The 20840-nt window shown below is 64.1% G+C and carries 19 protein-coding genes and 1 tRNA gene; 2 read left to right on the forward strand and 18 right to left on the reverse strand.

Translation table 11 applies throughout. The features are described 5' to 3' along the window. Positions 1-112: 112 nt before the first annotated feature. Complete coding sequence (locus tag D578_RS0104425) at positions 113-937, forward strand: proteasome-type protease (RefSeq protein WP_018948771.1); 825 nt, start codon at positions 113-115, stop codon at positions 935-937. 19 nt (positions 938-956) lie between these two features. Here D578_RS0104425 and D578_RS0104430 read toward each other — a convergent pair whose 3' ends face one another. After that, positions 957-1922: an alpha-E domain-containing protein gene (locus D578_RS0104430; protein WP_042798339.1), complete on the reverse strand. Its 966-nt coding sequence runs from the start codon at positions 1920-1922 to the stop codon at positions 957-959. 1 nt (position 1923) lies between these two features. Beyond that, positions 1924-3372, reverse strand: a complete 1449-nt coding sequence (locus D578_RS0104435; RefSeq protein ID WP_018948773.1) for a circularly permuted type 2 ATP-grasp protein — start codon at positions 3370-3372, stop codon at positions 1924-1926. Positions 3373-3483: 111 nt separating this feature from the next. Here D578_RS0104435 and D578_RS0104440 point away from each other — a divergent pair, with 111 nt between their 5' ends. Continuing rightward, positions 3484-3762, forward strand: coding sequence for a hypothetical protein (locus D578_RS0104440; protein WP_018948774.1), 279 nt, complete (start codon positions 3484-3486; stop codon positions 3760-3762). 177 nt (positions 3763-3939) lie between these two features. On the opposite strand, the gene D578_RS0104445 is transcribed toward D578_RS0104440, so the two are convergent. The 16 genes from D578_RS0104445 to nuoI all read right to left on the reverse strand — a co-directional run bounded on the left by D578_RS0104445 (position 3940) and on the right by nuoI (position 20840). Beyond that, complete coding sequence (locus D578_RS0104445) at positions 3940-4557, reverse strand: class I SAM-dependent methyltransferase (protein ID WP_018948775.1); 618 nt, start codon at positions 4555-4557, stop codon at positions 3940-3942. A gap of 69 nt (positions 4558-4626) precedes the next feature. Continuing rightward, entirely contained in the window at positions 4627-6714 is a 2088-nt protein-coding gene (gene pnp / locus D578_RS0104450; RefSeq protein ID WP_018948776.1) for a polyribonucleotide nucleotidyltransferase, read from the reverse strand. 122 nt (positions 6715-6836) lie between these two features. Continuing rightward, positions 6837-7106 carry a 30S ribosomal protein S15 gene (rpsO, locus tag D578_RS0104455; protein ID WP_018948777.1) on the reverse strand — a complete coding sequence of 90 codons (270 nt, stop codon included), beginning with the start codon at positions 7104-7106 and terminating at the stop codon, positions 6837-6839. 135 nt (positions 7107-7241) lie between these two features. Next, positions 7242-8201 carry a tRNA pseudouridine(55) synthase TruB gene (gene truB / locus D578_RS0104460; RefSeq protein WP_018948778.1) on the reverse strand — a complete coding sequence of 320 codons (960 nt, stop codon included), beginning with the start codon at positions 8199-8201 and terminating at the stop codon, positions 7242-7244. A gap of 31 nt (positions 8202-8232) precedes the next feature. After that, complete coding sequence (gene rbfA / locus D578_RS0104465; RefSeq protein ID WP_018948779.1) at positions 8233-8700, reverse strand: 30S ribosome-binding factor RbfA; 468 nt, start codon at positions 8698-8700, stop codon at positions 8233-8235. Next, positions 8700-11471, reverse strand: a complete 2772-nt coding sequence (gene infB, locus D578_RS0104470; protein ID WP_018948780.1) for a translation initiation factor IF-2 — start codon at positions 11469-11471, stop codon at positions 8700-8702. Before infB ends, rbfA begins: the two co-directional genes overlap by 1 nt. A 64-nt stretch (positions 11472-11535) precedes the next feature. Further along, on the reverse strand, positions 11536-13029 hold the full coding sequence (gene nusA / locus D578_RS0104475) for a transcription termination factor NusA (protein ID WP_018948781.1): 1494 nt from the start codon (positions 13027-13029) through the stop codon (positions 11536-11538). Positions 13030-13106: 77 nt separating this feature from the next. After that, positions 13107-13562, reverse strand: coding sequence for a ribosome maturation factor RimP (gene rimP, locus D578_RS0104480; RefSeq protein WP_018948782.1), 456 nt, complete (start codon positions 13560-13562; stop codon positions 13107-13109). Positions 13563-13757: 195 nt separating this feature from the next. Further along, positions 13758-13834, reverse strand: a tRNA-Met gene (locus tag D578_RS0104485). Between the two features lie 60 nt (positions 13835-13894). Then, positions 13895-14236, reverse strand: coding sequence for a DUF2818 family protein (locus D578_RS0104490; protein ID WP_018948783.1), 342 nt, complete (start codon positions 14234-14236; stop codon positions 13895-13897). A 3-nt stretch (positions 14237-14239) separates the two neighbouring features. Beyond that, positions 14240-15688, reverse strand: a complete 1449-nt coding sequence (gene nuoN, locus D578_RS0104495; RefSeq protein WP_018948784.1) for an NADH-quinone oxidoreductase subunit NuoN — start codon at positions 15686-15688, stop codon at positions 14240-14242. A gap of 13 nt (positions 15689-15701) precedes the next feature. Next, positions 15702-17216, reverse strand: coding sequence for an NADH-quinone oxidoreductase subunit M (locus tag D578_RS0104500; RefSeq protein ID WP_018948785.1), 1515 nt, complete (start codon positions 17214-17216; stop codon positions 15702-15704). A gap of 52 nt (positions 17217-17268) precedes the next feature. After that, on the reverse strand, positions 17269-19278 hold the full coding sequence (gene nuoL, locus D578_RS0104505; RefSeq protein WP_018948786.1) for an NADH-quinone oxidoreductase subunit L: 2010 nt from the start codon (positions 19276-19278) through the stop codon (positions 17269-17271). Positions 19279-19284: 6 nt separating this feature from the next. Continuing rightward, positions 19285-19590, reverse strand: a complete 306-nt coding sequence (gene nuoK / locus D578_RS0104510; protein ID WP_018141813.1) for an NADH-quinone oxidoreductase subunit NuoK — start codon at positions 19588-19590, stop codon at positions 19285-19287. Between the two features lie 89 nt (positions 19591-19679). Next, positions 19680-20336 (reverse strand): NADH-quinone oxidoreductase subunit J, encoded by a 657-nt coding sequence (locus D578_RS0104515; RefSeq protein WP_018948787.1) that lies wholly within the window; start codon positions 20334-20336, stop codon positions 19680-19682. A 15-nt stretch (positions 20337-20351) separates the two neighbouring features. Further along, on the reverse strand, positions 20352-20840 hold the full coding sequence (gene nuoI, locus D578_RS0104520; protein ID WP_018948788.1) for an NADH-quinone oxidoreductase subunit NuoI: 489 nt from the start codon (positions 20838-20840) through the stop codon (positions 20352-20354).

Raw genomic sequence — 20840 nt, forward strand, 5'->3', positions numbered from 1 at the left:
AGGGCATCGGTTCGATGCATGTTCTGGGCGCGACCATCCGCCCGGCGCGTTGACGCCCCCCGACCCCAGCCCTAGTATGCCGTCACCCCCTTGCCCGGAAACCCGCGTCCCCATGACCTATTGTGTCGCCATCGATCTGGACGACGGTCTCGTCTTCGCCTCCGACTCCCGCACCAATGCGGGCGTCGACCAGGTCAGCACCTACAGCAAGATGCACACCTTCGAGATCGAGGGTCAGCGGGTCTTTGTGGTCCTCGCTGCCGGCAACCTCGCCACCACGCAATCGGTGGTACAGCAGCTCAAACGGGACATGGAAGAAGGTGCCGACGAGAGCCTGGCAACCGTGGAACGCATGTCGGATGCGGCCGACTATCTGGGGCGGCTCAACCGCGAAGAGGCGGAAAAGCACTCCGAGGCGCTGTCCCGCTCCGGCATCAAGGCCGAGGCCACACTGATCATCGGCGGCCAGATCGGCCAGGACGCGCCGGCCATCTTCATGGTCTACCCGCAGGGCAACTACATCACCACCTCGCAGCAGACACGCTTCTTGCAGATCGGCGAGAGCAAATACGGCAAGCCGATCCTGGACCGCATCATTGACCCGACCACCCCGCTGGGCGATGCCGCGCGCTGTGCCCTGGTCTCCATCGATTCGACCATCCGCTCGAACCTGACCGTGGGGCCACCGATCGAGGTGATGGTCTACGAGCGCGGCACCCTGACCTTCGACCATTACCTGTGCCTGGAGACGGACGACGACTACCTGCGATCGCTCACCCAGGCCTGGGACATGAACATCAAGAAGGCCTTCACCGACCTGCCGCGCTTCGACTGGGAATCCGCCCACGAACCCAAGCAGCGCGGGACGCGCGTCAGCCGTGGCTCCGGCAAGACGGCGGGGTCTTCCTCGACCAAGGCGAAAAAGCCGCACCGCTGAACGCGGTGGCGGGCCGAGTCTACGCCGCCTGAGTCTGAGTCTGCACCTGCGCCGGCGAGGCCAGGAACCAGGTCTCGGCGTTCGCGCCGTGAATATCCCCGATATCCCGCTGCAGCACGTCGATGAAGGCGTGCAGGCCCTCTTCCTTGATCAATTCGTCCACGTGCGCATCGGCCGCGTGACGGCGTCCCTGGATCACCAGGCGCAGGGGCAGTTCGTTGTTCGGCAGTTTTTCCAGCGCGTCCTGTACCTGGGTCAGGGCGTGGGTCACCGACCGCGGAAAGGCGGTGTCCTGCAACAGGTAGCGCACCACATCCACGCCGTTGATACGCCGCTTCACATGCTGGCGATACATCTGAAAGCCGCTCTCCGAACGCAGGATGCTGGTCCACAACAGACCCTCGTAGGGCCCCGGGTCCTCGCCATCCTTCTTCAGGTGGCGCAGCGCGCCGACGTCGATCTGGCGCGTACCCATGTCGGCCCGCTCCAGGTTGCGTCCCAGGCGGATAAAGTCGTAGGCGGCATCGTGGCTCATGGTTCCGGCCAGCAGCCCGGTCAGGGTCTGGCAGCGCTGGATCACGTCCGACAGGAACTCGAACCGCCCGCGCTTGCCGATACCCTGGTCGATGTGGTCGCGCGCGAACAGATAGAGCTCGTTCATCACCTCCCAGGCCTCGGAAGGCACCAGATCGCGCGTGGTGCGTACGTTCTCGCGCGCAGCGCGCAGGGAGTTGAGGATGGAGCTGGGGTTGTCGGCATCCGCCAGCAGGAACTTCACGCAGTTGCGTTCATCGTCGCGCTGATAGTGATTGTCGAACAGGGCCTCGTTACCGGTGACGTCCACCAGCCCCTTCCAGGACAGCTGCACCGATTTCGGCATGTCCAGCGCCAGCAGATTGAAGGCCATGACCATGCGCGCGGTGTTCTCGGCACGCTCAACGTAGCGCGCCATCCAGTACACGCGTTCTGCGACTCTCGAGAGCATCTTAGTTCTCCTCGTCCACGATCCAGGTGTCCTTGCTACCCCCGCCCTGCGAAGAGTTCACCACCAGCGAACCCTTGCGCATCGCCACGCGGGTCAGCCCGCCGGCGGTCACGTCGGTGCGCACCCCCTGCAGGACGAACGGGCGCAGATCCAGGTGCCGCGGCTCGATCTCGTCGCCGCACAGCGTCGGCGCCACCGAAAGATCGAGCGTCGGCTGGGCAATGTAATTGCGCGGGTCCTTCTTGATCAGCCGTGCAAATTCGGCGCGCTGCTTCTTGGTTGCGTGCGGGCCGACCAGCATGCCGTAGCCACCGGACTCGTTGGCCGGCTTCACCACCAGCTCGTCGAGGTGATCCAGCACGTAGGCACGATCCTTCTCGTTCACGCAGAGATAGGTCGGCACGTTGGGGATGATCGGTTCCTGGTCAAGATAATAGCGAATGATGTCCGGCACGAAGGCATACATCACCTTGTCGTCGGCCACGCCCGCGCCGGGCGCGTTGGCGAGCCCCACGTTGCCCTGGCGCCAGGCGCGCATCAGGCCGGGTACACCCAGCATCGAATCCGGGTTGAAGACCTCCGGGTCCAGGAACTCGTCGTCGATGCGCCGGTAGATGACGTCGACGCGCTCCAGGCCGTCGATGGTGCGCATGTAGACGCAGTCGTCGTCGCCGACCACCAGATCCGCGCCCTCCACCAGCTCCGCGCCCATGCGCTGGGCGAGGAAGGAGTGTTCGAAGTAAGCCGAGTTGTAGATGCCCGGCGTCAGCACCGCAATCTCCGGGTAATCCTGCGGGCGCGGCGAGATCGAGGCGAGCATGTCGAACAGCTGGGTGGGATATTCATCCACCGGCAGGATGCTGGAATTCTCGAACAGCTCCGGGAACACTCGCTTGGTGACTTGGCGATTCTCCAGCATGTACGAAACGCCGGAGGGCACACGGAGGTTGTCCTCCAGCACGTAGAACTGGCCCGAGCCATCGCGCACCAGGTCCGAGCCGCAGATATGGGCCCAGACGCCGTGCGGCGGCTTGATGCCGACACACTGTTCGCGAAAATTCTTCGACTGGTTCAGTACATAGCGCGGGATCACCTTGTCCTGGAAGATCCGCTGCTCGTTGTAGATATCGTCGATGAACAGGTTCAGGGCATTCAGGCGCTGCTCGAGGCCGGCCGTGACCTGATCCCATTCCTTGCGTGCAATGACCCGCGGGATGATGTCGAACGGCCAGGCGCGGTCGATGTTCTCGCCTTCGGTGTAGACCGTGAAGCTGATACCCATCTCGAGGATCGCGCTGTCCGCGGCCTGCTTGCGGCTGTGGATCTCGCCCTCGTCCAGCGAGCCCAGGTATTCCGCGAGTGCCCGGGCCGGAGCGCGCGGCTGGCCAGGTTTCTCGATCAATTCGTCGTAAAACGGGGCAGAATCGTAACGCTTCCAGTCGATGGCCATTCGTCGGGTCCTCTGACGCGGGGATGGTGTTGTTCTACAGTAACGCCTTTTGGCGACAGTCGGCGTTTCTGCCTACAGCGTTTCGTCCGGCCCGCCCCAACCGAGGTTCCCATGTCCGACGCACTCGAACAGCGCCTGATCGAACTCTACCGCCACCCGAAGATTCAGGGATGCAACTGGCAGCCACGGTTGTTCTGGTATGCGGCCGCGGACGGTACGCCCTTCGGCAGGTTGCGGGTGGACGGGCGCGAACTGGAGGTCTTCCTGGCAACAATCCTGGGGGAAACTTCAACGGAACAGGCCGGGCTGGATGCCGAGCGGGATGGCCGCGGGCAGTTTCTCGCCGCCAATGCGCGGCGCCACGAACTGCCGTTGTTCACCCGCCGCTGACAAACCATGGCGTTGTCACAAGCACCGTCATTGCGAAGAGCGAAGCGACGAAGCAACCTCCGTCCGTAACCCCTGCGTTTCGTTCGGATCGGTCCCGGGGCCGCCCATGGAGGTCGCCACGTCGCTGCGCTCCTCGCGATGACGGTGCTCGTGGCTGAGCCCTGCGAGGACGAACGTTCAGGCCGGCTTGCGGAATTCGACCTGCTTCCAGTAACCGAAAAGGCTGGCCGGAGCGACCATGCAGGGCTCCTGCCCGGTCACCCGCACGAAATCCTCGTACTCCATGTCCGGCCGGAACCCAACGGCCTTCGACAGCGGTCGCAGGCAGCGCTCGACGCCGCGCAACAGCCATTGCTGCGAGGCAAAGTGGTTGACCACCAGCAAGCGCCCCCCGGGGCGGCAGACTCGCCACATCTCGGCGAACAGGGCGTCGGGGTTCGGCACCACGGTGGCCACATACATCGCGACCACCGCGTCGAAGCTATTGTCGGCGAAGCCGAGTTTCTCGGCATCCATCTCGCACAGGCCGGATACCGCGGGGAGACCGCCGTTCAGGCGCCCACGCGCAACCTCCAGCATCTCGCGGGAAACGTCGATCCCGACCACCTCGCAGTCATCCGGGTAATCCGGCAACGAGATCCCGGTGCCGACCCCGACCTCCAGGATACGCTTGCCGGAGACCGGCGCCAGGGTCTCCCGCGCGCTTGCGCGCCCGGTCGCGAACACCCGACCGAAGGTGGCGTCGTAGTGGCGCGCGTAGCGCCGATAACTTTTGCGAATGCTGACGAGGTCCATGCCCACGCGTCCCGAATCTGAATGGCCGGGCGCCGGGAAAAACGACGCCCGCGATCGAAGCGAGTCCGATCAGGACTCGGGTTCGACCGCCTTCATGCTCAGGCGGATACGGCCCTGCTTGTCCACTTCCAGGACCCGCACCGTTACCGAATCCCCTTCCGCGAGGAAATCGCCGACGCTCTCTACACGTTCGTCGGAAATCTGCGAGATATGCACCAGACCATCACGCCCCGGCAGGATCGAGACGAACGCCCCGAAGTCCATGATCTTCGCCACCTTTCCGGTGTACTGACGACCCACCTCGATATCCGCGGTCAGCTCTTCGATACGGCGCTTGGCCTCGAGGCCCGCCGCCTGATCGGTGGAGGCGACTTTCACCGTGCCGTCGTCCTGGATGTCGATGGTGGCGCCAGTCTCTTCGGTCAGTGCGCGGATGGTCGCCCCGCCCTTGCCGATCACGTCGCGGATCTTGTCCGGGTTGATCTTCAGCGTGATGAAGCGCGGCGCGTGCGAGGACATCTCGTCGCGATGATGCGGCAACACCTCGTTCATGCAACCGAGGATATGCATGCGGCCTTCTCGGGCCTGGGCCAGCGCCCGCTCCATGATCTCGCGGGTGATGCCGTCGATCTTGATATCCATCTGCAGCGCGGTCACGCCGTCATTGGTACCGGCCACCTTGAAGTCCATGTCGCCCAGGTGATCCTCGTCGCCGAGGATGTCGGAAAGCACCGCAAAGCGCTCGCCTTCCTTGATCAGGCCCATCGCAATGCCCGCAACCGGGGCCTTCAGCGGCACGCCGGCATCCATCAGCGCCAGCGAGGTGCCACAGACGGAGGCCATCGAGCTGGACCCGTTGGATTCGGTGATCTCGGAGACCACGCGGAGCACGTAGGGGAAATCCGCTTCGTTCGGCATCACCGCCTGCACGCCACGCTTGGCGAGGCGCCCGTGGCCGATCTCGCGGCGCTTGGGCGTACCGACAAAGCCGGTCTCGCCGGTGCAGTAGGGCGGGAAGTTGTAGTGCAGCATGAAGCGGTCGCGGCGCTCGCCTTCCAGCGCGTCGATGATCTGGGCATCACGATCGGTGCCGAGGGTAGCAACCACCATCGCCTGGGTCTCGCCCCGGGTAAACACGGCGGAACCGTGTGCGCGCGGCAGGACGCCGGTGTTCACGTTGATCGGGCGTACGGTCTTGGTGTCGCGGCCGTCGATGCGCGGGTTGCCGTCGAGGATGCGATCACGGACGAGGCGGTACTCCAGGTCGTGGAACGCGGTCTTCACGTCATCCAGGCTGGGCCCCGACTCGTCTTCACTGACCAGGGCCTCCACGGCCTTGCCGCGCAGTTCGCCGATGCGCTGCGTACGCGCCTGCTTCTCGGCGATCTGGTACGCCTCTACCAGTTCGTTGCCGACCACGCCCTTGATCTGGTCCTCGAGCGATTCGAGCGACGCCGCCGGCTCCCAGTCCCACGCGGGCTTGCCTGCCTCGGCCGCCAGTTCCTTGATCGCCTGGATCGCGGCCTGCATCTGCTCGTGGCCGTACATCACCGCACCCAGCATCACCTCTTCAGAGAGCTGGTTGGCCTCGGATTCGACCATCAGCACGGCGTTCTCGGTACCGGCCACGACGAGGTCAAGGTCGGACTCCGCCAGGGCGCTGTAGGTCGGGTTCAGAAGGTATTCACCGGCGCGATATCCGACACGCGCAGCGCCAATCGGCCCGGCGAATGGCACACCGGAGAGCGCCAGTGCGGCCGAGGTCCCGAGCATCGCGGGGATATCGGGATCCACCTCGGGGTTGATCGACATTACCGTCGCGACCACCTGGGTCTCGTTCTTGAAGCCCTCCGGGAACAGCGGACGGATCGGGCGATCGATCAGACGGCAGGTCAGGGTTTCCTTCTCGCTGGGTCGCCCCTCGCGCTTGAAGAATCCACCCGGGATCTTGCCGGCCGCGTAGGTGCGTTCCTGATAGTTCACGGTCAGGGGGAAGAAGTCTCGGCCCGGGTCGGCTTCCTTGCGAGCCACCACGGTGACCAGCACCACGGTCTCGGCCATATTGACGAGGACGGCGCCACTAGCCTGACGAGCGATGTCACCGGTTTCGATGGTGACCGTATGGTTTCCGTACTGGAACGACTTCTTGTATGCCACGTTATTTCCCGTTTCCCGTGTTCTTGCGACTTTGATGCCTGAATTCTGGCCCTCGCGACCCGCTGGTGCGGGCCCGAAAGCGAACGGGCCCGCACCAATGGCGCGGGCCCGTCGTGCCGGCCTTAGCGGCGCAGCCCAAGCTCCTGAACCAGGGCCTGATAGCGCTCCTGGTCATGACGCTTGAGATAGGTCAGCAGCTTGCGACGCGTGCTGACCATCTGCAACAGGCCGCGGCGCGAGTGATGATCCTGCTTGTGCTTGTCGAAGTGCCCCATCAGGTGCTGGATGCGGGCCGTCAGCAGCGCGACCTGGACTTCCGGCGAACCGGTGTCGTTGGGATCGCGCTTGTGCTTCTCGACAATGGCCGATTTCTGTTCGGTAGTGAGCGACATGAAAACCTGACTCCTGAAAATATTCTAAACCGTTAATCGACCAGTGGCGCTGGCGACAGGCGCGCAATGGTAGCACGACGCACGACGACGTGAACAGAAAACGACCGGCCCCGGCCAAGGGCGCCGCCCCCTTCCTCAGGCCGCCGGAACGAACAGCCGTCGCGCCCGAATCTGCCCATCGGAGTCCTCGACGCCGACCGCTAGGAAGCGACCGTCGGCGTCGAACACCCGCACCAGCCGCCAGCCGGTATCCGCTTCGTGCGGGGCGTCCGACGCGCCCGGGACCTGCCCGGTTACCGCCGTCGCCGCGGCCGGATTGCCATGGCGCATGGCGGCACTGGCGGCCGCGCCCAGGGTGACCGCCGGCCAGTGCGCCAGCGCCGTCTCCGCGGGCTGCAACAAGGCCTCTATGGCCCCGGCCCCACCCTTCTCGTAAGCCGCCTCGATCGCCTCCAGGGTCACCATCGCGGCCGCGTCGAAGTGGCCGTGGCCGACCCGATGCAGGGTATCCACCGCCGCACCGCAGCCCAGCACATGCCCAATATCGGCGACCAGCGAACGGATGTAGGTGCCCTTGGAGCAATGCACCTCCAGCCGCAGGCAGTCCGGCGCGGCCTGTTCGATCCGCAGGGAATGGATCTGCACCGGGCGCGGTGGGCGGTCCACCTCCACACCCTGGCGCGCAAGCTCGTACAGGCGCTTTCCTTGATGTTTCAAGGCCGAGACCATCGGCGGGACCTGTGCCTGTGCTCCACTGAAGCGTTGCTCCAGTTCGCGCAGGGTTCCCGGCTCGATGGGCGGCACCTCCGCCTCGCGGATCACCGCGCCATCGAGATCCGCGCTGTCAGTCTCCACACCCAGGCGCGCCTCGGCGACGTAGCGCTTGTCCGCGTCCAGCAGCCAGCCCGAGACCTTGGTGGCCTGCCCGAAGCACAACGGCAAAAGGCCGGTCGCCCGGGGGTCCAGTGCCCCGGTATGACCGGCCTTTTTCGCCTGCAACAGATACTTGACCCGGCCAAGCGCCTGGTTGGAACTGCGCCCACGCGGCTTGTCCAGCAACAGAATGCCGTCGACCTCGCGCCGCCTGCTCGCCATGGATGAATCGCCCGACCTAAAACGCCCGGCCTCAGGCCCCGCGTTCCGGTCCTTCGTCCGGATCGCGCCGAGTGTCGGACCCACCGTCTTCTGCCGAGCCGTCTTCATCCAAGGCCTCGGGATCGTCCGCATGATGCGCCCGATCCTCGGCCAGTGCCTGGTTGATCAACGACGACAGATGCGCGCCGCGCTCCGGCGTGTCGTCGTAGATGAAGCGCAACTGTGGTACCGAGCGCAGGCGCATGCGCTGGCCCAGGGCTCGACGGAGAAACCCGGCGGCGCTGTTCAAGCCCTTCTGCGCCTCCTGACCCTTCTCGGCCCCGCCCAACTGGGTGAAATACACCCGGGCATACGCCAGATCGCGTGACACCTCGACCCCGGCCAGCGTGATCATGCCGACCCTCGGGTCCTTGACCTCCATGCGGATCAGTTCGGCCAGCTCGCGCTGGATCTGCTCCCCGACACGGTCGGAACGATGGAAGTCGCGGTTACCGGGCATCAGAGCGTCCGGGCCACCTCGACGCGCTGGAAGACCTCGATCTGGTCACCCGCCTTCACGTCGTTGTAGTTCTTCACCGCGATACCACATTCGGTACCGGCCTTGACCTCGTTCACGTCGTCCTTGAAGCGACGCAGGCTCTCCAGCTCGCCCTCGTAGATCACGACGTTGTCGCGCAGCACGCGGATCGGGTTGCCCCGCTTGACCGCGCCCTCCATCACCAGACAGCCGGCAACCTGACCAAAGCCCGAGGCCTTGAACACGTCGCGCACCTGCGCCAGGCCGACGATCTCTTCGCGGGTCTCCGGCGACAGCAGACCGGACAGCGCCTGCTTCACGTCGTCGATCGCCTCGTAGATCACCGAGTAGTAGCGCACGTCGATCTCGTTCTCCGCCGCGAGGCGCTTGGCGCCCGCATCGGCACGCACGTTGAACGCGATCACGATCGCCTCGGAGGCCATCGCCAGGTTCATGTCGGACTCGGAGATCCCGCCCACGCCGGCGGAGACCACCTTCACGCGGACTTCGTCGGTGGACAGCTTGATCAACGACTCGCGCAGGGCCTCGGCCGACCCCTGCACATCCGCCTTGATCAGGATGTTCACGGTCGCGATCTGGCCATCCTGCATCTGATTGAAGATGTTCTCCAGCTTCGACGCCTGCTGCGCGGCCAGCTTGCGCTCGCGCTGCTTGGTGTCGCGATGTTCGGCGACCTCACGGGCCGTCTTGTCATCCGCAACCACCAGCACTTCGTCACCGGCGTCCGGCACCCCGGACAAGCCAAGAACCTCGACCGGCATCGACGGACCAACTTCTTTCACGGCCGCACCAGTGTCGTCGAACATCGCCCGCACGCGGCCGTATTCCTTGCCCGACAGCACGATGTCGCCGTGCTTGAGCTTGCCCGACTGGACCAGAATGGTCGCCACCGGACCGCGGCCCTTCTCCAGGCGCGATTCGATGACCACACCACGCGCCGGACCCTCGTCCGGGGCCTTCAGCTCCATTACCTCGGCCTGCAAGCCAAGGGACTCCAGCAGCTCGTCGATCCCCTGCCCGGTATGGGCGGAGACTTGAATGAACTGGGTATCGCCACCCCAGGACTCGGGGATCACCTCGTGCTGGGCGAGCTCATTCATGACCCGATCCGGTTCGGCCTCGGGCTTGTCGACCTTGTTGACCGCCACAACCATCGGGACGCCCGCAGCCTTCGCATGCTGGATCGCCTCAATAGTCTGCGGCATCACGCCGTCGTCCGCCGCCACCACCAGGATCACGATGTCGGTGGACTGGGCGCCACGGGCACGCATTGCGGTAAACGCGGCATGCCCCGGGGTATCCAGGAAGGTCACGCCATCGTGGTTGTTCTTCACGTGGTAGGCGCCGATGTGCTGGGTAATCCCGCCCGCCTCGCCGGAGGCGACCTTCTCCTTGCGGATATAGTCCAGAAGCGAGGTCTTCCCGTGGTCGACGTGACCCATCACGGTCACCACCGGCGGGCGCGCCCTCGCCTCGGCATTCTGTTCGAGACCGGTATCGATCTCGTCCTCGACCGAGGTTTCCTTCGCGGCAATCGGGTTGTGACCCATCTCCTCGACCACCAGCATCGCGGTGTCCTGATCAATGGACTGGTTGATGGTGGCCATCACGCCCATGCCCATCAGGGCCTTGATCAGCTGCGGTGCCTTGATCGCCATCGCCTGGGCCAGGTCGGCCACGGTAACGGTCTCCGGCACCTCGACATCCCGCACCACCGGCGCGGTCGGCTTGGCAAAGCCGTGCTTGCTGGTCACCGCTTGTGCCGCGGCAGACTGGGCCTTGCGACTCTCGCCCTTCTTGCGGCGACCGCGGCGGTCCCCGGCCACATGCAGTTCCTTGCGCTCGTCCTTGCGGCCACCCTTGCGGGCGCCCTTGCCGGCCTTGGCATCGCCTGCCGGAGCGGCGGCCGCCGGAGCGGCCTGCCGGGCCGCGGCTTCGCGTTCCACCCGCGCCTGTTCTTCCTTCTCGCGCTTGGCCTCCTGGGCCTCGAGCTCCTTCGCCCGACGCTTCTGGCGTTCTTCGCGATCAACGGCTTCCTGCTTGCGCGCGTCGGACGCCTTGCGTTGGGCTTCGCGCTCGGCCTCCACCTGCAGCGCCAGCTGCTCGGTACGGCTGAGCGGACGCTTCGGCTTCTCGGGTGCCGGCTCCGGTTCGGCGGCGGGCTCCGCGGCCGGTACTTCTTCGGCAACCTCGGGCTCCGGTTCCGGCTCGGCCGGGGTCTCGACGACCGGCTCTTCGGCCTTGGGTTCCTCGACCGGCGCCTCTTCGGCGACCGGCGTCTCTTCCTCGACCGGGGCCTCGGGGGCCGTCTCTTCCGCCGGGCCGGCGGCACGGATCTCTTCCGGGGCCTCGGGCGCCGGAGCCTGTTGCTCTTCGACTACCGGGGCCTCTTCCACCGGGGCCTCGGGCTGCGCTTCGGCCGCCTTGGGCTTCAGAGTGCGTTTCTTGCGCACCTCGACGTTAACCGTCTTGGAACGCCCCTGGCCGGAGCTGACCTTGAGGGTCTGCGCCTGGGTCCGGCGCTTCAGCGTTACACGCCCTGCGTCGCCCTCGCCATGCGCCTGACGGAGGTGATCGAGCAGCTTGCGCTTTTCCGCATCGGTGATCGCCGCTTCGGGACCATCGACCTCGACGCCCGCCTCCTTGAGCTGAACCATGAGGCGGTCAACCGGTGTTCCCACCGATTCCGCGAATTGCTGCACTGTCATTTGCGCCATGGCGCCTACCTCCATTCCAGATTCTTTTCAGGCCAACCGACAGCCTGTGATACGCGTCCGCGAGACGAGCGACCGGGGCTTATTCCCCGGTTTCGAACCACGGGGCGCGCGCCGTCATGATCAGCGCCGACGCCTCTTCCGTATCCAGGCCAGTCATCTCGACCACATCGTCGGATGCCTGCTCCGCCAGGTCCTCCATGGTGCACACGCCATGTGACGCCAGCTTGTTCGCCAGCGCCGGGCTCATGCCTTCCATGCCAAGGAGATCCTCGGCGGCCTGATAGCCATCGCCACCCTCGGCCGCGATGGCCTTGGTCAGGAGCGCGTCGCTCGCGCGATTGCGCAGCTCCTCGACCATGGCCTCGTCGAACTCCTCGATCGCCAGCAGTTCCGCCTCTTCCACATAGGCCACCTCGTCCAGGGTCGTAAAGCCTTCCTGAACCAGGATGCTGGCGACTTCCTCGTCGACATCCAGGGCCTCCATGAAGAATGCGACCAACTGCTGGGTCTCGGCGTCACTCTTCTCGGCCGCCTGTTCCTCGGTCATCACATTCAGTTCCCAGCCGGTCAGCTGGGAGGCCAGACGAATGTTCTGGCCGCCGCGGCCGATGGCCAGCGACAGCTTGTCTTCCTCGACCGCGATGTCCATCGACTGCTTGTCTTCATCGACCACGATCGACAGGACCTCCGCCGGGGACATGGCGTTGATCACAAACTGCGCCGGATTTTCGTCCCAGACGATGATGTCGATGCGCTCGCCGGCCAACTCATTGGAGACTGACTGCACGCGCGAGCCGCGCATGCCGACGCAGGCGCCGACCGGGTCCAGACGGGGGTCGTTGGAGCGCACCGCGATCTTGGCGCGCATGCCCGGGTCGCGTGCCGCACCCATGATGTCGATGATGTTCTGACCGACTTCCGGCACCTCGAGCTTGAACAGCTCCATCAGGAACTCCGGCGCGGTCCGGCTGAGCATCAGCTGCGGGCCACGGGCCTCGGGGCGGATCTCCTTGAGATAGCCGCGCAGCCGGTCATTGGTGCGCACGGTCTCGCGCGGGATCATGTGTTCGCGCGGGATCAGGGCCTCGGCGTTGCTCCCGAGATCCACGTAAGTGCCATTGCGATCCGTACGCTTGACGATCCCCATCACCAGCGTGCCAACGCGATCCTGGTACTCCGCGACGACCTTGGCCCGCTCGGCTTCGCGCACCTTCTGCACGATGACCTGCTTCGCCGCCTGGGCCGCGATGCGACCGAAGTCCACGGCCTCGACCGGCTCCTCGATCACGTCGCCGACCTGGGCATCAGGGTTCTTCTGCTGGGCATAGGACAGCAGCGTCTGGTATTCCGGGGACTCGAACTCGGGGTCCTCATCGTCCACCACGGTCCAGCGACGGAAGGCGTCGTAGTCGCCCTCCTCGCGGTCGATGCTTACGCGGACGTCCATCTTCCCGCCGTGGTACTTGCGGGTCGCCATCGCCAGGGCCGATTCCAGGGCTTCGAAGATGATGTCCTTCTCCACTCCCTTCTCGTTCGCCACGGCATCGGCGACCAGCAGGATCTCCTTGTTCATGTCTTGCCTCTCCGCACTCGACAGTCGCCTGCCGATTCAACAAAAAGCGTAGCAGCGCCCTGTACCACAGCTATTTTTTATAGCTGCTCAAGGACACGCGCGTTGTGGATCGCGGCCAGCGGCAGCTCGTAGGCCATGCCGTCCACTTCCACCTCGATCATTGGATCTTCCACCGACAGCAGCACGCCACGGAAATTACGGCGGTCATGCTCCGGCCATGCCAGACGCACCTTCACCGGGTGACCGATGTAGCTCTGGAACTGCTCTGGGGTAAACAGGGGACGTTCGATACCGGGGCTGGACACCTCGAGGGTGTAGTTCCCCTTCAGGATCTCCTCGACCTCGATGACCGCACCGGTCTGATCACTGACACGTGCGCAATCGTCCACCGTGACGCCATTCTCGCCATCGATATAGATCCGCAAGACAGGCGGCGTGGAGCCGGAGTGGTACTCCAGTCCCCACAGCTGCATGCCTTCCCCCTCAACCACCGGGGTCAGCAGCGTCTTCAGTTGTTCAGCCTTCTGCGACAAGGGCGTCTCGATCGACTCCGTCCCGCTGGCGGGACCCGGAAACAAAAAAAGGGCGTCGAACGCCCCTCGTACACCTTTCAAGATGACAGCAACACGGTGCGTGCTGCGAGGCGCGCGGGAGCGCGGCTCAAGGGCGATTCACCACTGGCGAAGACCCTTAACAAAAAGGCCCCGTACGGGGCCTCTCTGACAAATTGGTAGCGGGGGCAGGATTTGAACCTGCGACCTTCGGGTTATGAGCCCGACGAGCTGCCAGACTGCTCCACCCCGCATCCGAGACGCAGAACTATACCAAAGCGGCGACCCACCCCGCAAGGGCTGTCGCCGATTATTTACCGTGACCGACGCTGGCCGGCGCGCAGGTGCGGGCGCAGGTCGTAGCGCCAGATGTAGCCGGGCAGGGCAAACATCGCGAACAGCGCCAGAGTGATCACGTAGAACTCCCAACCCTGCGAATGCATGCCGCCGGTCGCCTGGAACTCCAGGCCCTTCCCGATCGCGCCGATCACAACATACAGCACCAGCCATTCGCCAATGCGGGTCCACGGGCCCTTGGTGCCCTCTGGAAGGACCATCAGGCCAATACGTTCGCTGAGCCAGGGCAGGTTGGCGCTGATGAACGCGACAACCACATACCCCCAGACCAGAACTTCAAACGGAATCCACTGTGTCACGATTTACCCGATAATTGCGTAGTGGGTTAGAGACAGCAGCAGCCCCGGGAAAATTCCCAGCAGCAGCACCGCAAGCCCGTTAATGCTAAGCGCGGCGGCCAGCGCACCGGACGGCTGGACCGGCTCCTCCGCGCCTTCCTGGGGGTCGTCGAAGAACATCATCTTGACCACACGCAGGTAGTAGAAGGCGCCAATGATCGAGAAGACCACCGCGACGATCGCCAGCCAGACCAGCTCCGCGCCCACTGCGGCCTGGATCACCGCCAGCTTGGCGTAGAAGCCGACCGTCGGCGGTACACCGGCCATGGAGAACAGCAACAGCAGCATGATGAAGGCAAACCAGGGGTTGCGCTTGGCCAGCCCCTTGAAGTCGTCGATCTGATCGGCTTCAAAGCCCTTGCGCGACAGGAACACGATCATCCCGAAGCCCCCGGCGGCGGTAATCGCGTAGACGATCACGTAGAACATCGCCGAGGCATAGCCGCTGTCGGTACCCGCCAGGATCCCCATGAACAGGAACCCGATATGGGCAATGGTCGAGTAGGCCAGCATGCGTTTGATGCTGGTCTGGGCGATCGCGATCACGTTGCCCACCGCCAGCGACAGTACCGCGAGGATGATCAGCATGCCCTGCCAGTCGGCATGCAGCGGACCCATGCCCTCCACCAGCAGGCGCATCAGGAAGGCGAAGGCGGCAATCTTGGGCGCGGTGGCGATGAACAGCGTGACCGCCGTGGGGGCGCCATCGTAGACATCCGGCACCCACATATGGAACGGCACTGCCCCCAGCTTGAAAGCGATCGCGACCACCAGGAACACCAGGCCGAAGACCAGCGGGACGTTCATGCCCTCGTCCGCGGCCACCAGTTCGGCGGCGATCACGGCAATATCCAGCGAACCGGTCATGCCATAGATCATGGACATGCCGTACAGCAGCAGCCCGGACGCCAGCGCGCCCAGCACGAAGTACTTCATCGCCGCCTCGGTCGCGCGCGAGTTGTCGCGCCAGAACGCAACCAGCGCGTAGGACGACAGCGACAGCAGCTCCAGGCCCAGATACAGGGTCAGCAGGTTGTGCCCGGAGATCATGATCATCATGCCCAGCACGGCAAACAGGCCGAGGATGTAGAACTCGCCCTTGTGGATGCCGCGTTCCATCAGGTACGGCCGCGCATACAGGAAGACCAGGAAGCTGGTCACGTACACCGCCAGCTTCAGGATGTCGGCCATGGGATCCTTGACGAAGGTGTCGCTGAAGGTCAGGACCGTCTCCGGACCCATCAACCACAACGTCAGGCCAGCCGCTGCAACCAGGGTCGCCTGTACCAGGCCGTAGGTGACATCACGCCGCGAATCCGGCAGGAACGCGTCGATCACCAGGATCAGGCACGCCATCCCGAGCACAAACATCTCGGGCACGGCGGGGAGAAAGTTGGGGATCTCGAAATTCATGTCAGGCGCCCCTTCAGAGCTTCGACTGCGCGATATGCGCCACGAGGTGGTCGATGGTCGCGTTCATCACATCCAGCAGCGGGGCCGGCCACACGCCCAGCAGCAGCGTGAAGAAGGCCAGCACGCCCATCAGGAAGAACTCGCGGCGATTCATGTCGGAAAGACCGGCCACGTTCTCGTTGGCCACCGCGCCGAAGATCACGCGCTTGACCATCCAGAGGGTGTAGCCGGCGGCCAGGATCAGTGTGGTCGCGGCCAGGAAGGCGATCCAGAAGTCGGCCTTGAACGCGGCGAGGATGACCATGAACTCGCCGACGAACCCGGAGGTGCCCGGCAGGCCGGTGTTGGCCATTGCGAACAGCACGAAGAACGCGGCGAACCACGGCATGGTGTTCACCACACCGCCGTAGTCGGCAATCTGCCGGCTGTGCAGGCGGTCATACAGCACGCCGACCGCAAGGAACATCGCCGCCGAGATGAAGCCGTGCGAGATCATCTGCACCATGCCACCGGCGATACCCAGCGAGGCGCCTTCCCAGTCCCCAGTGTTGGAGTAAATGTAGAAGGCCAGGAAGAAGCCCAGCGTCACGAAGCCCATGTGGGCGATCGACGAATAAGCGATCAGCTTCTTCATGTCGCTCTGGATCAGCGCCACCAGGCCGATGTAGACGATGGCGATCAGCGACAGCACGATCATCATCGTATCCAGCACGGCGCTGGCATCCGGGGTGATCGGCAGCGAGAAGCGCAGGAAGCCATAGCCCCCGATCTTCAGCATGATCGCGGCCAGGATCACCGAGCCGCCGGTGGGGGCCTCCACGTGGGCATCCGGCAGCCAGGTATGCACCGGGAACATCGGGATCTTTACCGCGAACGCCATGAAGAATGCGAGGAAGATCAGGATCTGTGCAGTCAGGCCGATCTGCAGGGCATGGAAATCCTGGATCAGGAAGCTGCCCGACTGGATGTACATCCAGACCAGCGCGACCAGCATGAACACCGAGCCGAGGAAGGTGTAGAGGAAGAACTTGAGGGTCGCGTAGACGCGCCGCGGACCGCCCCAGATCCCGATCACCAGGAACATCGGGATCAGCATCGCCTCGAAGAACACGTAAAACAGCACCGCATCCATCGATGCGAACATGCCGATCATCAGGCCTTCCATCACCAGCATCGCGGCCAGATAGTAGGCGATGCGGTCCTTCACCGATTCCCACGCGGCAACCACCACGACCACGGTGATCAGCGTGGTTAGCAGGATCAGCGGCATGGAGATGCCGTCGACACCCAGGTGGTAGTTCACGTTGAACGCCGGGATCCAGGAGGCCAGCTCCTGGAACTGCATGTCGGCGGTCCCCCGCTCGAACACGAACCATAGCGGCAAGCTGACCACGAAGGTCGCCACGGCCACCGCGAGCCCGAGCCGACGCGCCACATGGGGCGCGTCGCGCCCGGCGGCGAGCACCAGGAAGCCGCCGAGAATCGGCAGCCAGATCAACAGACTCAAGATAGGCCAGTCAGCAAACATGGTCGTTCCTTGAAACAGCGATGGGCTTCGAGCGCATGGGTGTCGAAGCCGCTCAGATCACGAAGGCGAACATCAGGACCAGCAGGCCGATGATCATCACGAACGCGTAGTGGTAGAGGAAGCCGGACTGCATGTGGCGGACACGCGACGAGATCCAGCCGATCGAGCGCGCAGTGCCATTGACCAGCAGCCCGTCGATGATCAGCGCGTCACCGTAGCGCCACAGGGCACGCCCGAGACGCACCGACCCGCCGGCAAAGAACCAGTCGTTGAAGCGGTCGAAGCCGTACTTGTCCTCGAGGATGCGCACCCCGAGCTTCAGGCGTTCGGCGATCAACCCCGGCAGTTCCGGGCGCTTCATGTACAGGTACCAGGCGGTCGCCAGTCCGGCCATTGCCAGCCAGAACGCCGGCAGCATGAGCCCGTGAAGTACAAATCCCAGCACGCCGGTATAGCTCTCGCCCTTGGTCGCCAGCACATCCTGCTCCGGCAACACGAACAGGCTGTTGGCGAAGAAATCGCCAAACAACATCGGACCGATGAAGTAGCCAGCCACGACCGACGGGATCGCCAGCAGGATCAGCGGCACGGTCACCACCCACGGCGACTCCTTCGGTTGCAGCGGACCGTGGTGGTGGTCATCGCCATGCTCGTCGTCGTGCTCGTCACCATGGTCCGGCATGTACTTGTGTGCCTGGTCATAGCGCTCCTCGCCATGGAACACCATGAAGAACATGCGGAAGGTGTATAGCGCGGTGACGAACACCCCGGCCAGCACCAGCCAGTAGGCGAAGGTCGCCCCCGGGGTCTGGGAGTAACCCACCGCCTCGATGATCGCGTCCTTGGAGAAGAACCCGGAGAAGAACGGGAAGCCGATCAACGCCAGGGACCCGATGAGAGCAGTCACGTAGGTGATCGGCATGTACCGACGCAGGCCGCCCATCGCGCGCATGTCCTGCAGGTGGTGCATGGCGATGATCACCGAGCCGGCGGCCAGGAACAGCAGCGCCTTGAAGAAGGCGTGGGTCATCAGGTGGAACAGACCCGCAGCGTAGGCCGAGGCACCCAGAGCCACGGTCATGTAGCCCAGCTGGGACAGCGTCGAATAGGCGACCACACGCTTGATGTCGTTCTGCACCAGCCCGACGAGGCCCATGAAGAACGCGGTGATCGCGCCGATGATGAGAATGAAAGACAGCGCCGCAACCGAGAATTCGTACAGCGGCGACATGCGCGCGACCATGAAGATGCCGGCGGTCACCATGGTGGCCGCGTGGATCAGGGCGGAGATCGGCGTCGGGCCTTCCATGGAGTCCGGGAGCCAGACATGCAGCGGGACCTGGGCGGATTTACCCATCGCACCAATGAACAGGAAGATCAGGGCCAGATCCAGCAGGCCAAAGGTCCAGCCGGGCCAGATGGTGATCGTGGCCTCGCTCATCGACTGGCCTTCGGCGAACACCTCGGTGTAGTTCAGGCTGCCGGTGTAGAACACCAGCGCGGCGATACCGATCAGGAAACCAAAATCCCCAACGCGATTAACGATGAACGCCTTCATGTTCGCGTAGGTCGCGGTCGGACGCTTGTACCAGAAGCCGATCAGCAGATAGGAGACCAGGCCCACGGCCTCCCAGCCGAAGAACAACTGCATGAAGTTGTTCGCCATCACCAGCATCAGCATGGAGAAGGTGAACAGGGAGATGTACGCGAAGAAACGCTGGTAGCCCGGATCGTCCTTCATGTAGCCGATCGTGTAGATGTGCACCATCAGCGAGACGAAGGTCACCACGAGCATCATCATCGCGGTCAGGTTGTCGACCAGGAACCCGACTTCGAACTGGATGCCGTCGGACACCAGCCAGGTGTAGAGGGTCTCGTTGTAGACCCCGGCATCCCCGAAGACATGCGCCCAGAAGACCACCAAAGACAGGATGAACGACACCGCCACCCCCAGGATGGTGACGGTGTGCGCCCCGGCACGGCCGATCTGACGGCCGAACAGGCCGGCGGCGATCGCGCCGAATAGCGGCGCCAGAACAATGAGTAGATAGATCGTATCCATGGCCGTTTATCCCTTCATTGCATCCATGTCCTGGACGTTGATGGTTCCGCGATTACGGAACAGCAACACCAGGATGGCGAGGCCGATGGCCGCCTCGGCCGCGGCGACGGTCAGGATGAAGAACACGAACACCTGGCCCGCGAGGTCCTGCAGGAAAAACGAAAAGGCAATGAAGTTGATGTTCACCGCGAGCATCATCAGCTCGATGCACATCAACAGCACGATCACGTTTTTCCGGTTCAGGAAGATCCCGGCGACGCTAATGGAAAACAAAAGCGCAGCCAGCACCAGGTAGTGCTCTAGCGTAATCATGTTCTAGCCCTGAGTTCTTTCGGGGACGTTGACCGCCCCCGGTGTCCGGGTCCCGGCGCGCGGCCGGGATGCCTGTGTACTCGGTTTGCCTACTTGGAGCCGTCCTTACTGTCCGGCGCGTTCGCCCCGGACCCCTGCGCACCCCGGCGCGGGGCCTTCTTCTTCTCCGACGGCATGGCGACCATGCGCACCCGGCCTTCGCGGGAGACCGCCATCTGCTTGCCCGGGTCGATCGACTTGTTGTCCGGACGCTTGCGCTGGGTCAGCGAGATCGCGGCGATGATCGCGACCAGCAGGATCACCGCGGCGATCTCGAACGGATAGACGTATTCGGTGTACAGGATCGCGCCCAGGGCCTCGGTATTGGAGTATTCCGGGCCGGCACGCTCGGGTGCGTCCATGGTGATGTACCGGGTAATCACCAGCACCAGCACGGTGGCCATGGCCAGCGCGACCACGATCCCAGCCGGCAGATACTCGGTGAAGCCCTCGCGCAGCTTGGCGAGGTTGATGTCCAGCATCATCACCACGAACAGGAACAGCACCATTACCGCGCCGACGTACACCAGCACCAGCACGATGCCGAGGAACTCGGCCTCCGCCATGAGCCACAACGCGGCGGCGGCAACGAAGCAAAGCACCAGGAACAGCGCCGCATGTACCGGGTTGCGCACGCTGATCATCGCCAGCGCGCCTCCCAGCAGGATCGCGCCGAACAGGTAGAAAAGGACGAGCTCGAAGGTCATGAGGCGTTCCCTGCGTTACCGGTAGGGGGCGTCGACCGCGCGGGCCTGCGCGATCTCTTTCTCGAAGCGGTCACCGATGGCCAGGAGCTTGTCCTTGGTCATGATCTGCTCACCGCGATTCTCGAAGTGGTACTCGAACAGGTGCGTCTCGACGATGGAATCCACCGGACAGGCCTCCTCGCAAAAGCCGCAGAAGATGCACTTGAACAAATCGATGTCGTAGCGCGTGGTGCGTCGCGTGCCGTCATCGCGTTCCTCGGTATCGATGGTGATCGCCAGCGCCGGGCAGACCGCCTCGCACAGCTTGCAGGCGATACAGCGCTCCTCGCCGTTCGGGTAGCGACGCAGGGCGTGCAGACCGCGGAAGCGCGGCGACATTGGGGTCTTCTCGTCCGGATACTGCACCGTGAACTTGCGGCTCAGCAGGTAACGCCCGGTCAGGCGCAGCCCGAGCAGCAGCTCGAAGAACAGGAAACTCTTGAAGAAACGGCGCATCGCTTTCAT

Source organism: Thioalkalivibrio sp. ALMg11 (assembly GCF_000377905.1).
Taxonomy (GTDB): Bacteria; Pseudomonadota; Gammaproteobacteria; order Ectothiorhodospirales; family Ectothiorhodospiraceae; genus Thioalkalivibrio.